We start from the raw sequence: 15,735 nt of genomic DNA, 5'->3' as shown, positions 1-15,735 counted from the left end.
CGTCCCTCCCGGTAGCTTGCGCCCCCACTTTTCGACGCGGCGCGCCCCCTCGGTCGCCCGTCAGCACGGAGCACGGAGCATGAGCGGCCATTCGAAATGGGCCACGATCAAGCGGAAGAAGGGCGCACTCGACGCGAAGCGCGGGAAGCTCTTCACCAAGCTCATCAAGGAGATCACCGTCGCGTCCCGCATGGGCGGTGGTGACCCGAACGGCAACCCCCGCCTCCGCAAGGCCGTCAACGAGGCCAAGGGGCAGGCGATGCCCGCGGACACGATCAAGCGTGCGATCCAGCGCGGCACCGGGGAGCTGGACGGCGAGGCGTACGAGGAGATCCTCTACGAAGGGACGGGCCCGGCGGGGACGATGTTCCTCGTGGAGGCGATGACCGACAACCGGAACCGTACGGTCGCCGAGATCCGCAAGGTGTTCGAGAAGAACAACGGGCAGCTCGGCGCGGGCGGCTCGGCGCAGTGGGCCTTCGATCGCAAGGGGCTCATCACCTTGCCGAAGGACGCGGCGAACGAGGACCAGCTCATGGACATCGCGGTCGGCGCCGGCGCGGACGACTACACCGATCTGGGCGAGGAGTGGCAGGTCGTGGCCAGCACCGACGTGCTCGACACGGTGGTGAAGTCGCTGGAAGAGGCGAAGATCACCGTGAAGTCGTACGGTCCCGGCTACCTCCCGAAGACGAAGAAGGCGGTGTCCGCACGCGACGCCGAGGTGTGTCTGAACCTGTTCGACACGCTCGACGATCACGACGACGTGCAGAACGTGTACGCCGACTTCGACATCTCCGACGAAGAGCTGGCGAACCTCTGATCCGCTGACGAGGAGGGACGCGCCGTCACCAGCGCGCGACCCTCCTCTGCCTGCCATCAGCTCGCGTTCCTCTTCGCTCCACCGCCGGTGTGCGCCCCTCGTCGCGCCACGGCCGGCGCGCGCTCCCGCGTCGCTCCCACCCTCCTCTGCACCGCAGCGTACTCGCCGCAGGACGCGCTCGCGGTACGAGGAGGGCTCGCTCCGGTCAGGCTGGCCGGGGTCTTCGGCGGTCGAGCAGGGTGAATGCGCCCGCGACGAGCGCGGCGATCCCGATCGTCAGGAGGTAGGACGGCAGTTCGAGGAAGCTCGCCTTGAAGTGGAAGAAGAAGTCGTCGTAGCCGGGGAGGCCTTCGGTGCCCGGGAAGACGATGAAGGCGGGCCGGAGGGTGCAGAAGACGAGCCAGTCGGTGACGACGACGTCGACGACGTTGACCAGCACGATGAGGCCGGCGACGTGGAGAAAGGCGGGGAGGAAGCCGAGGGGCGACTTACGCTCCCGGCGCGCGGCGCGGAGCGAGAGGAGCGGGCCGCCGAGCAGGGTGCCGAAGACGAGCACGAAGGCGACCATGATCAGCAGGTCGGAAGGCGAGCCCGCGGCGTCGCCGACGACGGAGCGGATGTCCGGCGGGTAGTCGTCGAGGAAGAAGCGCCGGTCGAGGGCGACCAGGGCAAGGACGATGCAGGCGAAGACGACGCCGAGGAGCAGGCCGTCGCGAAGGGTCCTCGTCGCCGGGACCGGGGTCATGAGACCGCTTCCTCGGGGTGGGCCGAGGCGCTTTTCGGGGGCTCGGGGGCGCGCGCGGGCAATACGACGCCGCGGTTGCCGTCGACGCGCACGCGCTCGCCGTCCTTCAGGCGACGGGTGGCGTCGCCCGCACCCATGACGGCCGGGATGCCGTACTCGCGCGCGACGATGGCGGCGTGCGATCCCGCGGCGCCGCTGTCGACGACGATGGCGGCGAGGCGCTGGAAGACCGGGGTCCAGGCGGGGTTGGTGAAGGGGGCGACGAGGACGTCGCCCTGCTGGATCTTGCTGAAGTCGGCGGGGCTCAGGATGACGCGCACGGGCCCTTCGACGACGCCGGCGCTGCCAGAGACGCCGCTGACGAGGGCGTCGGCGCCTGCGGCGGTGCGGCGGTAGAGCCTGGGGTCGACGACGGGGGAGCCTGCGAGGGCGGCGCGTCGGGCTCGTCGGCGTTCGACGAGGGCGCTCAGCTCGGCGGTGAGCTGAGCGGGCGGCGGCAAGACGCCCTGGACGCGCTCCACCTCGTCGAGACGGAGATGGAAGATGTCCTCGGGGGCAGAGAGCACGGCGGCGTCGGTGAGGCGTCGGCCGAGTTCCAGGAGGACGCGGCGGAGGATGGGCATGGGGAGGGTGCCGTAGAAGTGGGTGTCTTCCCGGATCTCGGTGAGGGCACGGGCCTCGGCGAGGATCTCGGTGAAGGCGGCACGCAAGGGCGCGGGCGCGAGGAAGGGGTGCGCGAGGATCTCGTCGCGCGCCGCTTCCCAGGAGAGCTGCGCGGTGTCGGGCTGGGGGGCGTTCGCGGCGAGGGTCTCGAGCATGCCGAGGACGACGGCAGGGGCGTCTTTCCAGGTGGGCTCGAGGACGGCGAACATGACGGCCTCGCGGTGGCCGTAGTGGTCGAGGAAGGCGCGGACGTCGGCGAGGAAGGTGCGGCCGGCGTCGTGCGCTTCGAGGGCGCTCCAGAGGGCCTCGGGGGGGTGCTGGGCGAAGGTCTCGGCGAGGGCGGGGGTGTTGCGGATGGTGTCGGCGAGGGCGGCGAGGGCGCGGTTCGCCGAGAGGGTCTTGGTGTCGATGCCGGAGAGCAGGGCGTCGAGGCGGTCCTCGTGCTCGACGAGCCAGAGCGCGAGCTGGAGGAGGCCGAAGGCGAGCATGGCCCGGGGGTAGTAGCGCCTGCGGGCTTCGCCGAGCAGGGGCCAGGGGAGCTTCAGGGCCTCGTGGATGGTGGCCACGAGCTCGTCCCAGGCGAGGGCGCCGAGGTCGCGGGATTCGAGGACGCGGGCGCGCTCGCGGGCTTCGTGGAGCGCGGGGAGCGCGCGCCAGTGGAGGGGGTTGTGGCGCGCGCAGTGCCACAGGAACCACGCCGGGGCGAGCAGGACGCGCGGCGAGAGGCGGTACTTCGTGTCGTCGCGGATCTGCAGGATGACGCTGTCTTCTTCGACGAAGGTGTCGGCGAAGCGGGTGCCGGTGACGCCGAGGTGGCTGAACGAGCGCAGGACGGCGTCGTAGATGCCAGGGCCCCAGGTGGAGAGGTCCATGGGGTACGGGCGCACCGAGAGCATGTCGGCGAAGTAGGCGATGGGGTTGTCGGGCGTTTTCTTCGGGCGCTCGGTGGGCTCGGGGAGTGCGGTGATGGGGCGGGCCTGGAGGAGCCAGGGCTCTCCGGCGACGACGGCCCACTCGATGTCCTGGGGGGCGCCGAAATGCTGGGCGACGCGGGCGCCGAGGCGGGCGAGGGCGCGCAGGGAGGCGTCGGGGAGCGAGGCGCGTGGGGCGCTCTCGTGGAGAGGAGCGGGGGTGACGTGCTCGACGCCGCCCTCGACGCGGGCGCGGACGACGAGTTCGCGGCGGCCGAGGCGGCGCTCGACGATGCGGAAGCCGAAGAGGCGCTTGCGGAGGACGAAATGATCCGGGGTGACGAGGCCCGAGACGACGGCCTCGCCGAGGCCAGGGTTCGCGTCGATGACGGTCTCGTCCCGGGCGCCGGTGACGGGGTTGGCGGTGAAGAGGACGCCCGCGACCTCGGCCGGGGCCATGCGCTGGAGGACGACGGCCATCTTCACGGGGGCGCGCTCGAGGCCCTGGCGCGCGCGGTAGGCGATGGCGCGGTCGGTCCAGAGGGAGGCCCAGCAGCGGCGGACGGCCGTGAGGACGGCGGCGAGGCCGACGACGTTGAGGAAGGTGTCCTGCTGGCCAGCGAAGGCGGCCTGCGGGAGGTCTTCGGCCGTCGCGCTGGAGCGGACGGCGAGGGGCTGGGCGCCGAGCTTCTGGTAGGCCTGCTCGATGGCGGTGGCGACGTCGGCGGGGATGGGCGCCGCTTCGAAGACGCTGCGGAGCGCCTCGCCATGCTCCGGCGTGTCGCGGAGGACGCGCTCGATGTGCGGGGCGAGGTCGCCCTGCTCGACGAAGCGATCGTACGCGGTCGTGGTGACGACGAAGCCCTCCGGTACCCGGAAGCCGGCGCGCGTCAGGGCGCCGAGGCTTTCTCCTTTGCCGCCCGCGATGGCGAGATCACCGCGGTCGATCTCGTGCAGCGAGAGGACGAGCTGCGGGGCTGCAGGGCTCGTTCCGTGAGGGGCACCTCGCGAGGTCTGCGTGTCCATGGTGCGCCGCACTTCACCATGTCCGCGTCGGGATGCACACGCACTTCGACGTGCAGGGTGGCGAGGGCTGCGCTGGTGTCGCGTGAGCGAGGCCGCGCTGGATCGTGCTGCGACGAGGTTCAGGTGATGATGCGGCGAGCCGTCTCGGTCCTCTGACGAGACGAGCCACCGACCCTGGTCATGGCATAGGTGACGCCACTCTGGAGGGTGCCGTGCGTGGTGATCGCGCCGAGATCGGCGCCGATCTCGACGAGGGTGCGCGCGACCTCGGGGCTGATGCCGGTGAGGATCATCTCGGTGCCCAGGAGACGCGCCGCGGCCGCCGTCTTGATGAGGGCTCCAGCGACGCTCTCATCCATGCCGCGTACGCCGGTGATGTCGAGGATGGCAACGGCCGCCTGATGGGTGGTGATGCCAGTGAGCAAGGTCTCGAGGATCTGGCCAGCGCGCCCCGGGTCGATGCTGCCCACGAGCGGCATGACCACCAGTTCATCGGCGAGGGGGATGAGGGGGGTCGACAGGTCACGGATGGACTGCTGCTGCGCGGCCACGAGCTCCTCGTGGAGGATCTGTTGCTGTCGCTCGAGCTTGCGCTGCTCGGTGACGTCCATGGCGTGGAACATGACGCCGAAGATCTCGCCGTCCTTCCGGCGCAGGGGCACGTACTGGTACGAGAGCCAGCCCGAGGCGATCGCGGGGTCGATGATGTCGGCCGGGAAGGACTCACCCACGAGCGGTTCGCCGGTGGTGAGGACGCGCTGGAGTCGGTCCCCGTAGCCCGCTTCGATGATCTCGGGCATCGCGTCTCTCACGGGTCGTCCGACGGGATCCCTGCCGCCGATGAGGGAGCGAAGGCGGTCGTTCGCCAGCAGGAAGGTGTGCTCCGGCCCCTCCATGATCGAGCACAGGGCAGGCATTTGCATGAAGGCTGCGCGTAAGACGTCACGCTCGGCCGTCACTTCGTCCCGGGCTCTTTCCGCCTCGGCGAGCTTCTCGCGGAGGTTTTCGTTCTCGGCTTGCAGCTCTTCCAGAGAGAGAGAGGCCATGAAGCGGGGATAAATCAGGCGAGCCACCTGCGCAACAGGTCCCGCGCGAGCGGCACCGTGCCCGAAAAGAATGCGCGAAGCCGAGGAGGGCGCGGCCTGTGTAGCAGCGGGAGAGGAGGGGTGGGATGCCGCCACGCTCGCACCAGGACCGCACCAGGGTCACACCGGGGGCTGTCGTCACGTCCGTCCTCCTCCTCGCCTCGCGCACAGGTGCCAGGGTCGACCCGAGGTCGTCCACGGCCGCACCACGCGCCGGCCTCGTCGCGCTAGGGACGCCAGAGGGGGAAGCTGGCGACGGCCCAGGAGAAGAAGGCGTGCGCGAACACGGCGGGCGCGAGCCGTTCATGCTTGAGAAGCACCAGCCGTCCCCACACGAGCCCGCAGCCGAGGGCCGCAGCGACGAGGAGGGGGTTGGGGCCGGCCTGAGGGTCGGCGAGCAGAAACAGGGTCGGTAGATGCGCAGCGCCGTACAACGCCGTCGAGACGAGGAGCGCAGGAACGGCGCCGAAAGCCCCCGAGAGGGCACGCATGGCGAGGCCACGCCAGACGATCTCTTCGAGGGCAGCGATGGCGAAGACGACGCCACCGAGGATCATCCGGTCGGAGACGTCAGGGCCGCCGAGGTGGAGGTAGAGGCGGAGGATCCAGGCCTCCTGAGGGGAGCCGTGCGGCGTGATGAGGAGGCTCGCGCCCATCGCGGTGCCGTAGAGGACCGCGGCGATCAGCGCGCCAAGGGCGAGGTCGCCGCCGCGCGGCACGAGGGCGAAGCGGAGTTCGCCGCGGCGCCGAAGCCAGAGGGCGGTGAGGGCGACGCCCGGGATGTAGACGGCGGCGAGGGCAGAGAGCAGGTCGGTGACGCCAGCGCGGGAGGGGGAGAAGGCCCACGCGACGCCGAGCGCGGTGACGAGGGTGACGGAGGCCGCGATGAGGATGGCCTGCCGCGGTGAGGTGGGCGGTGGCTGGCGAGGATCGGTGAAGCGGCCGTCGAGCGAGGCGCGGGTCTCCTCGGGCTCGGCGGCGTCTGTCGAGGGCACGCTGTCGCGCGGGGCGTCTGCGCTCATCGGGGAGCTTGTTTCTCCGGGCGGCACAGGGTCGCCACCCGATCGAGGATGCGGTCGGCGAGCTGCAGCTTGGGGAGCACGCCGACCGCGTCGGCCGCGTCCGAGGTGACGAGGAACGCGCGGTTGTCGTCGCGACCGAAGGAGTCGGAGGCGTGGTTGGCGACCACCAGGTCGACCTGCTTCGTCTTCAGCTTGCCGCGGGCCGCAGCGATCACGCGCTCGTCGGAGTCGGTCTCGACGGCGAAGCCGATGAGGGCAGGGCGCGCCGCACCGGAGGCAGCGCGGGCCGCGCCGACCTCGGCGAGCAGGTCCGGGTTGGGGACGAGGTCGAGGGTCATGGCGCTCGCGGAGCGCTTCATCTTGGCGGCGTGCGCCGCGGCGGGGCGGTAGTCGGCGACGGCAGCCGACATGATGAGGGCGTCGGCCGCGGTCAGGTCGGGGCCGAGGGCCTGCCAGAGGGCGGCGCGCATGGCGAGGGCGTCACGGGTGTCGATGCGCTGCACGCCGAACGGGGTGGGCAAGGAGACGGGGCCGGCGAGGAGCAGGACGTCGGCGCCTCGTGCAGCGGCTCGCTCGGCGACGGCGAACCCCATCTTGCCGGTGGAGCGGTTGCCGAGGAAGCGGACGGGATCGATGTCTTCGACGGTGGGGCCCGCGGTGACGACGAGGCGGAGTCCGGCGAGGTCGCGCGGCGCCGCGCGGGCGATGGCCGCAGCGGCGATGACGGCAGGGTCGGCCATGCGGCCGAGGCCATGCTCGCCCGAGGCGACCTCCCCTTCGGCCGGTCCGATCAGCTCGACGCGGCCGTCCTGCTGGAGCTGGGCGACGTTGCGCAGGGTCGCCGGGTGGGACCACATGCGGGGGTGCATCGCTGGCGCGGCGAGGACGGGGCCGCGCGCGCAGAGGGCGAGGGCGGTGACGAGATCATCCGCGCGGCCCTGGGCGAGGCGCGCGAGGAGGTCGGCCGTGGCAGGAACGAGGAGGACGACATCGGCCTCGGCGGCGAGGGCGACGTGCAGCTCGCCGGGGAAGTGAGCGTCCCACATGGTCTCGCGCACTGGTTCGCCGCAGATGCCGCTCAAGGTGAGCGGGCCGAGGAACTGCTGGGCGCTGCGGGTCATCACCGGGATGACCCGGGCCCTCTCTTTGATCAGGAGGCGCGCGACCTCGACGGCCTTGTAGGCCGCGATGCTCCCGGAGACAGCCAGCGCGACGGTGGGCATGCGATGGCGCGAAAGCTCGCACGGATCGAGGCCGAGGAGAAGGCGCGGCAGAGGAACCGGGGGATGGGCGGGGTCCGCCGGGCGTGGGAGCGAAGCAGCCTGCGACGCGCCGACGAGCCCGCGCGGGCGGGCGTTCAGGAGGCCTTGTCGTCCTTCTTCGGCTTCTTCTTGGAGCCCTTGTCGCCCTTCTTGTCCTTGTCGCTCTTCTTGTCCTTGTCGCTCTTCTTGTCCTTGTCGCTCTTCTTGGGGCTCTTGCTCTTGTCGTCCTTCTTGTCGCCCTTGCTCTTGTCGTCCTTCGATTTCGCCCGCTCGGCCTTCCGGTCGTTCTCGGACTCGTCGGCGTCGGCCTTCCGGTCACGGGCCGCGTCGTCGCTCTCCGTCCGCGCGCTGGCCGCGACGATGAGGGGAGGAGCGCCGTCGGCGTCACCATCACGTCCCCGGAAACGGATCAAAGCCTCGGTGTATCCACGGGCCCCCGTGCGGCCAGGCTCGCGGCTCTCGACGGTGCCACCCCCGGGCTCCGGTGCGGTGGTGCCTGGGCTGCGGATCTCGGGGCCCTGGGTGAGGACGAGGTACTCGTCGACGGTGTACTCGGGGTGGTTGTCGTCGACGGCCTTGGCCTCGAGGCTGGAAGGACCCGAGCCCACGTGGACGATCTGCGTGGTGGGCGGGTAGCTGTCGGTCCACTTCTCGCGCTGGGCGTAGGCGCCGTCGCGGACCACACGCGAGCTGGTGGTCTTGAAGCCCGGGATGCCGCGCTGGCTGACGACGCGGGCGCCTTCGGGCAGCTTGGGCGTGGGGCGCTCGACCTCTTCGAAGGGCAATACCTCGTCGATGCGGCGGAAATAGCTGACGGTCAGGTCGCGACGGGGACCGAGGATCTCGGCGCGAACGACGCCTCCCGCCACGGTCTCGTGCAGGACGATCGGGAAGTCGAAGCTGTTGCGGAACCGGTAGTTGATGGTCGGGTAGACGACCGTCGCGTCGAGGCCGAGCTTGATGTAGTAGCTCGGGCGCGAGTGCGGGTAGCGCTCGACGATCTCGAGGCCGGCGAAGAAGGCGGCGCCGTGCAGGGTGCCGGAGATCTGACAGGTGCCGCCGCCCAGGCCGTCGACCAGCTCGCCCTGCGCGATGACCGGGGCGACGCGGTAGCCGTGCGCCTCGTCACGAGGCCCGACGACGCCATTGAAGTCGAAGATCTCGCCCGGCATGACCACGACGCCGTCGAGCTTCGAAGCAGCGAGGCGGAGGTTGTAGGTGCGGGCTCGGCCGCGCTCACCTTGCGTGTAGCGGGTCTCGAAGTAACCGAGGACCTGGTCGAACTTGACGTTGCCGAGCTGCTCGGCGGCAAGCTTCGGCTGGACGATCTCGACGGCCGCCTCGATCGTGTTCAGGCCGCGCCGCAGCGCCTCGTCCAGGCGGTCGAGCGTGCCGTAGACGTCCAGGCGATGGCCGACCTTCTCGGGCTTGAGCCGCTTCTCGTGGAGATCGACGTACGCATCGACCGCCGGCGCGTCGATCTCGGCCTTGAGATCGAGGAGGAGGTTCATCGACGTCTCGGTGTCGAGCGTCAGCGGGAGCGGGAGGTCCAGCGGGGCGTCGCCCCGCGCGGCGCGGTGGGCGCGCAAGAGGGCGCTGCCGGGGCGCTGCGATTCCTTGACGAGATCGGCGAGGCGGACGCGGTTGATCTCGATGCCGAGTTCGTTGCGCTTGATTGTTCGGGACGAGCCGTCGGGAAGCTTGAGGGAGATTTCGCCTGTGGCGTGACGGCGTACCAGATCGAGCGCGTCCGCGAGCATGTCCCCCGACGTGGGGACGACGAGGCCACCGATGCGAATGGGCGGCGGGGGCGGCGGCACCTCGGGTGGGGGCGGCAGGAGCAGGTAGGTGATCGCCAGGCCGCTCGTGACGAAGATCGCCGCGAGCGCCGCGAAACGCCTCAGCTCGGGCGCGCGGCTGGGTTTGACCTTGGGCTCCATGGGGGCGGGCCATCTTGGAAAGGCCAGGCGTGGCCGTCAAGCGAACGGCGGATGCGCTCCACGACGCGTCGGGTTCCGCACCACCTGGCGGATCTCGGCAGTACGCCCGCGCATCTGCGAGGGAAGCGGCATCAGACATGGATGAGGGGTTTTCACGAGCGCCGCACGCGGCGCTCGCACGGGGGCGGTGCATGAAGGGGCTGATGGGCGCACTGGCAGGGGTGGTGATCGTCTCGACCATCGGGTTCGTGTCGAGCCGAGCCCCGGCCGGTCCGAGCGAGGCGGTCGTGCATGCGCCGGCGTCGAGCGGGGCACAGCTGGACGCGCCGAACGTCGTCTTGATCACGCTCGATGGGGTGCGGTGGCAGGAGATTTTCCGCGGGGTGGAGCCCACTCTGGCGGAGAAGGCTCGGCTGCCCCAGGCGGCGGTGCGGGAGGCGCGGGAGCTGTTGCCCTCGATGCACCGGCTGTTCTTCGACGGGGGGACGGTGCTCGGTGATCCGTCCTTGCCTGGAGGGATCTCGGCGTCAGGGCCGCGCTACGTGAGCATGCCAGCGTACCTGGAGCTGATGACGGGGGCCGCGAGCGACTGCCGGGACAATGCCTGCAAGCCGCGCCTCACCCGGACGCTCGCGGACGACGTGGGTCACCTGGCGTCGGTGCGCGGGCGCGAGGACGTGGCGGTGTTCACGTCATGGGAAGATCTCACGCTCCCGGCAGCGCTGCCGGCGGGGTCGCCTGGTGCCGCCCCGCGAGGGGTGATGGTGAGCGCAGGTCTGCCGGAGGGTGATGTGACCCCGCCGTTCCCTGGCACGGCGCGTTATCGGCCCGATCGCGCGACGGCGACCGCAGCCATCGATCATCTGGTGAAGCAGCAGCCGCGTTTTCTGTGGGTGGGTCTGGGAGACACCGACGAATGGGCGCACCGGCGCGACTACCGGGGGTATCTCGATGCGCTGCAGTTCGCCGATCGGTTCATCGGGGAGGTGGCGCAGCACCTCGCCGAGATGGAAGGGTACGGAGCGCGGACGGTGCTCGTGGTGACCACGGATCACGGGCGCGACAAGGGATTCGACAACCACGGAGGGCCTGCGTCCGCGGCGGTGTGGCTGATGGCGCGCGGCGGCCATGTGCCCGCACGAGGCGTGGTCGGAACGCATGGGGTGCGCTATCTGCGCGATGTCGCGCCGACCCTCCGGCAGTTGTTCGGGCTGGAAGAGCGGCTCTGCGCGGGTTGCGGAGAGCCGATCTCCGAGCTGCTGCCCGATGGAGCGTGACGCACCGAGGGTGGGTACAGACCCGGCACCGCCGATGCGCAGAGCGCCCTCCCGCGCGCTGGCGCAGGAACACGCTAGCGTGTGAACACGCTGGCGCAGGAACGCGCTAGCGTGTGAAGAGGACGAGGGAGAGGCCGGCGAGCAGCAGGGCCAGGGTGATCGCAGCGACCAGGAGGAGGCGAGCGTGGGGCATCGCCTGGATGCGCGGCAGCACGGTCGAGCGCGGTCCCTGAGACGTCGATGAAGTCGACTGCGGGGGTGGTACCGGCACCACGTGAACGGGGGGAAGAGGCGGCTCGGGAAGCGCTTGACGCCCTTCCGCGGCGGCCGCAGCAGCCCTGACGATCGCTGCCAGCTCGGGGGAAGAGGCAGGGAGGTCGGGGGCGAGGCGTGCCCCGGAGGCGAGAGAGGACTGGCGTGCCGGGGACGTGCGCTCGCCGCGCGTGCTCTGCTCGGCATCACGGATGGCTGCGCGGCGCTGCTCACCACGGTGGCCGACGGTGGCACGCATGTACTCGGCTACGTCCTCGGCGCTGATCTGCGCCTCGGGTGGGGTGGCGTTCTCCAGCGACCGCAGCACCTCCAGCATGGTGGAGAAGCGGTCACCGGGCGACGAAGCGAGGGCGCGCAGCACGATGGCCTCGACCTCGGAGGAGAGGGCCGGGACCAGGCTGCGAGGTGGGGTGGGAGGTACGCCGGAGGTGATGCGGCGCATGGTCTCGAACTCGTTGTCGCCCTGGAATGGGTGTTTGCCGGTGAGCAGCTGGTAGAGGAGGATGCCGAGGGCGAAGATGTCCGTGCGTCGGTCGATCGGCTCGCCACGGAGCTGCTCGGGGGCCATGTACGGGGCGCGGCCTTTGAGCGAGCCGACGCGGGTGGTCTGCTTGTTCAGCGCGGCCTTCGCGACGCCGAAGTCGACGACCTTCACCATGCCGTCGTAGCCGACGAGGATGTTCTGAGGAGACACGTCGCGATGGACGAGGCCGACGAGGGCGCCGTCCGGTCCGCGCAGCTCGTGCGCCGCATGCAGACCCGCGCAGACCTGCTTCATGACGCGCAGGAGGATGGGCAGAGGGATCCCACCGCGGCTCCTCGATTCACGCAGGACGACATGGAGCGGCTCGCCGTCCACCCACTCCATGACCTGGTAAAGGGCGCGGTCCTCCTCGCCGAGATCGAGGATCTCGACCACGTTGGGGTGACGGATCTGGGAGACGAGGGACGCCTCGTCGAGGAACATCTGCTCGAAGTCGTCTTCGTCGCTGAGCTCGTTCCGCATCAGCTTCACGGCGACGATCTTCTGGAAGGCGCCGGTGGTGCGAGCAGCCCACACCGTCGCCATGCCCCCCAGCGCGATCGGGACGAGGAGCTGATAGCGGCCGAGTGTGTGACCCGCACCGACGTTGCCGAGCCCGCTCATACCCCGCTCTCAGGCTCGCAGAGACCGCCACACGACTCAACCATGAAGGGGTCGGTCCGTGATGGATGCCGCCTCACGGGGTCTCATCCGGGGCGGGCACGGGGACGATCTTGCGGAGGGCGGTGAGGTGACGTCGGCTCACGCCAGCCACGGCGAGGATCTGCTCGTCGGTCGCCTTCCGGACGGCCTCCATGGATCCCAGCTCGCGGAGCAGGGCCTTGCGGGTGGCGGGGCCGATGCCCGGAATGTCCTCCAGCTCGGACCGGAGGCGGCGCGCCTTGCCAAGCCGCTTACGGGCGTGGTTGGCAAAACGGTGGGCCTCGTCGCGGGCACGGGCGAGAAAGAAGAGCGCCGAGCTGGTGGAGCGCAAGGGGATGCCGTTCTTCTGCCCAGGCAGATAGACGCGATCGACCAGCTTGTCGCCCGTGGCCGTCTCGCGTTCCTTCGCGAGTCCGACGATCGGCAAGCCGTGGAGGCCGAGATCATGCGCGGCCGACAGGGCGACCTGGAGCTGGCCGCGTCCCCCGTCGACGACGAGCAGGTCCGGCAAATCCCACTCGGGACCCGTGGAAGGAGCGGCAGGCGCAGGTGGAGGCGCCTCGGCGGCCTCGCCCTGCCCAGCTCCCCGGACAGGTGGAGGCGCGGCCGCTGCGCTGGCGGCTGCCAGATGCTCATCGGCCTCGGCGTCACCAGATGCATCAGGTGCGACCCGATCGCTGGCGGCCTCCAGAGCCGCCGGTACTCCCAGGTCCCCCGGTGCTTCCAGGCCCTCACCAGCTCCCCGATGCTCCGCGGGGAGTTCGGCTACGTGTTCCGCCGCCGCGAGTTCCTCCTCGGCCTCGGCGAGCATCTCTTCGGCAGGCATCTCTTCGACAGAGACCACCGCGGCGGCGGCACTGGCGTCGTCTCGCGTCGCGGTCATGGCGGCCCGGTCGCGTGCCGCTTTGCCACGTCGGAAGCGCCGCGCCAGGACCTCGTACATGGCCCCGTAGTCGTCACCATCGGCGGTGCTCTTGACCCGGAAGGAGCGGTAGCGCTTCTTGTCCGGCTGGCCGTCGGTGAGGGCGACGATGGAGCCCACGGTGTCTCCCCCTCCGAGATGCGAGATGTCACAGCACTCGATCCGGCGCGGGAGCGTGGGAAGCCGGAGCCGCTCGCGCAGCTCTTCCAGGCGCGCTTCGAGGTCGTCGGTGCTGCGCTGCTTTTCCCGGAATGCGTGGGCAGCGTTCTCCATGGCCATCTGGACGAGATCGACCCGTGGCCCGCGCTGCGGGGCGAGAAGCACGACCTTGCGACCTCGCTGCTCGGAGAGGAGCTCTGCAAACCCGTCTGCGCCTTCGATCATGAGCGGCAGCAGGATCTCGTCGGGGAGTTCAGGGGCTGCGCCGTAATACTCACTCAGGAAGCCGGAGAGGACCTCCTCATCCGGCAACTCCATGTTCCGGAGGGAAAAAGAGAGGGTGTCGCTGAGGCGACCGCGCCGGACGAGAAGCACTTCGACCTCCACGAGGGTCCCCTCGCGGTAGATGCCGATGACGTCCTGATCGACGTCGCGGGCGTGGACGACGCGCTGCTCTTCGCGAACGGCTTCCACGGCGCGGAGCTGGTCGCGGTAGATGGCGGCCAGCTCGAAGCTCAGATCCTTCGAAGCGTCTCGCATCCGCTGGGTGAGCTCGCCCGTGAGTTCGTCATGGCGCCCTTCCAGGAACATCGACACGGAGCGGACCATCTCCGCGTAGAGGGGGCGGTCGACCTCGTAGACGCACGGGGCAAGGCAACGCTTGATCTGGTACTGGAGGCAAGGCCTGCGACGGGAGGCCATCTCCGCATCGGAACAGGTACGAAGCTGGAAATGCTTGTTGACCAGGTGCAGCGTGCGGCGCGCGCTCGAGGCGGAGTGATACGGGCCGAAGTAGCGAGCCCTGTCGGCCTTCTCCGGTGTCGGACGGCGCACCGCCTCCAGCAGGGGCCACTCTTTGCGCGGATCGATCCGGATCCAGAGGAAGTCCTTGTCGTCGCGCAGCTTGACGTTGAAGCGCGGCTGATGCTGCTTGATGAGCTGGTTTTCGAGGACCGCAGCCTCCTTCTCGGTGGCGGTGACGACGGTCTCGAGGTCGGCGATGATGCGCCGCAGGATGGGGATGAAGTAACGGTTGTCGCTCCCCCCTTCCTGGAAATAGCTGCGAACACGCGAGCGGAGGTTCTTCGCCTTTCCGACGTAAACGACCGCCCCAGCCTTGTCGATGAACAGGTAGCACCCCGGCTTGACGGGCAGCGAGGCGAGCTTTGCCTCGACGATTCCCTCACGCTCGCGGCTGGCGCCGTCTTCGTGCTTGCTGGCCTCGGTCGACACGTCACGCCGATCTAGCATGGATGCTGGGCGCCCACCTCCTCCGCGGGGCGCGTGGCCAGAATGAGCACGTTGGAGAAAGGCGTCTTCCCCCACGCGGCACGGACGTCGCACTGGAACCCCAGCGCCTCGAGCTGCTCCACGTACTCCTTGGGATGTCGGAAGCGGATGCGCTCGCCCCGGTTCCACCGGAGAACGGTGAAGATGGCCTCTTCAATCGCGGTCATCACGCTGCGGAGGCGACGGCTCGGATCAGCCTCTCGCACGATGAGACGCCCCCCAGCACGGACGGCTGCCGCCGCGCGCTGGAGGATCCGGTCTTGCTCATCCACTCGGAAATAATGGAGCAGATCGATCAGCAAGACGGTATCGGCCATGCCCAGCTCGGCTTCCCGAGCGTCCGCTCTCCACATCTCGGCAGGAAGCCCGGCCGCCGCGCGCTGAGCGTCCGCGATCTTGGCCTCGTCCCAGTCGAACCCACGCACCCTGGTCGCGCGTCCGAGATCGAGCAGGAGCAGGGGAAGCTGTCCGGCCCCCGTCCCGATGTCCAGGACCTCACCGAGCGCGCCAGGCTGTTCTCCGGCGATGTCGGCCACGAGCTTCGCAACAGGATCGCTGACCAGCTTGATGCGCGTGTAGTGAAAACGAGCTCGCTGCGCGGCGGAATAGCCTCGCTCTGGACAGTAGCGGGAGGCGATGCGCTCCACGGCCTTGAACCACACCGGCGCATCGTCGGGTAGCCGGTACGGGCTGGGCCCTCGGGCGGCGCTCGTGACGAAGCGGCGGCGCAGGGACACCACGCTCCAGGTGATGCTCGCGCCGAGGATGGCCAGCCCGAGGCCAACGGCCGGGGCCCCCAGGAACATGTAGCCCGCGAACTGAGCCCAGGCGTCCTCGTGGCTCACGGCCTCGTCGAGGCGCAGGATCTCCCCGTTCTTCAGAAAGGCACCCACCTGCACTTCGGCGGTCAAGAGCGCCGGAGCGAAGAATGGGTTCGAGATGTTCGCAGCGACCCAGGCGATGGCGGCATCGAGTCGCCACCAGAAGCACAGGAGAAGCACCAGGGGGGTGTGGCAGCCGAAGATCGGTTGAGAACCGATGAACAGGCCGATGGCCACGGCGGCGGCGCCGCGCTCGGGTGAGAGTTCGCTTCCGCGTAGCTCCCGCCAGGCCCTGCGTGCTTCCTCCCGCAACAGGGAGAATCTGGCCAC

Annotated in this window: 11 protein-coding genes; 2 read left to right on the top strand and 9 right to left on the bottom strand. The window is 69.9% G+C overall.

What is annotated here, in order from left to right; genetic code table 11:
- Positions 1-79: 79 nt before the first annotated feature.
- Entirely contained in the window at positions 80-823 is a 744-nt protein-coding gene (locus CMC5_RS06090; RefSeq protein WP_050429522.1) for a YebC/PmpR family DNA-binding transcriptional regulator, read from the top strand.
- A 205-nt stretch (positions 824-1,028) separates the two neighbouring features.
- On the opposite strand, the gene CMC5_RS06085 is transcribed toward CMC5_RS06090, so the two are convergent.
- The 6 genes from CMC5_RS06085 to CMC5_RS06060 form a co-directional block, all read right to left on the bottom strand.
- Positions 1,029-1,568, bottom strand: a complete 540-nt coding sequence (locus CMC5_RS06085) for a hypothetical protein (RefSeq protein ID WP_050429521.1) — start codon at positions 1,566-1,568, stop codon at positions 1,029-1,031.
- Positions 1,565-4,168 carry a PEP/pyruvate-binding domain-containing protein gene (locus CMC5_RS06080; protein ID WP_063796491.1) on the bottom strand — a complete coding sequence of 868 codons (2,604 nt, stop codon included), beginning with the start codon at positions 4,166-4,168 and terminating at the stop codon, positions 1,565-1,567. Before CMC5_RS06080 ends, CMC5_RS06085 begins: the two co-directional genes overlap by 4 nt.
- A gap of 119 nt (positions 4,169-4,287) precedes the next feature.
- On the bottom strand, positions 4,288-5,214 hold the full coding sequence (locus CMC5_RS06075; protein ID WP_156338257.1) for an STAS domain-containing protein: 927 nt from the start codon (positions 5,212-5,214) through the stop codon (positions 4,288-4,290).
- Between the two features lie 266 nt (positions 5,215-5,480).
- A complete protein-coding gene (locus CMC5_RS06070) occupies positions 5,481-6,275 on the bottom strand; it encodes a CPBP family intramembrane glutamic endopeptidase (protein WP_082362276.1) in 795 nt (264 codons plus the stop codon).
- Complete coding sequence (gene coaBC, locus CMC5_RS06065) at positions 6,272-7,498, bottom strand: bifunctional phosphopantothenoylcysteine decarboxylase/phosphopantothenate--cysteine ligase CoaBC (protein WP_063796221.1); 1,227 nt, start codon at positions 7,496-7,498, stop codon at positions 6,272-6,274. The genes CMC5_RS06070 and coaBC overlap by 4 nt, the downstream gene beginning before the upstream one ends.
- A 134-nt stretch (positions 7,499-7,632) precedes the next feature.
- Entirely contained in the window at positions 7,633-9,477 is a 1,845-nt protein-coding gene (locus CMC5_RS06060; protein WP_082362275.1) for a VanW family protein, read from the bottom strand.
- A gap of 137 nt (positions 9,478-9,614) precedes the next feature.
- Here CMC5_RS06060 and CMC5_RS06055 point away from each other — a divergent pair, with 137 nt between their 5' ends.
- Positions 9,615-10,754 carry an alkaline phosphatase family protein gene (locus CMC5_RS06055; RefSeq protein WP_082362274.1) on the top strand — a complete coding sequence of 380 codons (1,140 nt, stop codon included), beginning with the start codon at positions 9,615-9,617 and terminating at the stop codon, positions 10,752-10,754.
- Positions 10,755-10,860: 106 nt separating this feature from the next.
- On the opposite strand, the gene CMC5_RS06050 is transcribed toward CMC5_RS06055, so the two are convergent.
- The 3 genes from CMC5_RS06050 to CMC5_RS06040 form a co-directional block, all read right to left on the bottom strand.
- A complete protein-coding gene (locus CMC5_RS06050) occupies positions 10,861-12,174 on the bottom strand; it encodes a serine/threonine-protein kinase (RefSeq protein WP_050429516.1) in 1,314 nt (437 codons plus the stop codon).
- A gap of 73 nt (positions 12,175-12,247) precedes the next feature.
- Complete coding sequence (uvrC, locus tag CMC5_RS06045) at positions 12,248-14,545, bottom strand: excinuclease ABC subunit UvrC (protein WP_050429515.1); 2,298 nt, start codon at positions 14,543-14,545, stop codon at positions 12,248-12,250.
- On the bottom strand, positions 14,539-15,735 hold the full coding sequence (locus tag CMC5_RS06040) for a DUF2062 domain-containing protein (protein WP_050429514.1): 1,197 nt from the start codon (positions 15,733-15,735) through the stop codon (positions 14,539-14,541). Before CMC5_RS06040 ends, uvrC begins: the two co-directional genes overlap by 7 nt.

It is taken from the genome of Chondromyces crocatus (assembly GCF_001189295.1).
Lineage (GTDB): Bacteria > Myxococcota_A > Polyangia > Polyangiales > Polyangiaceae > Chondromyces > Chondromyces crocatus.
This window is presented reverse-complemented; position numbering and strand designations above follow the sequence as displayed.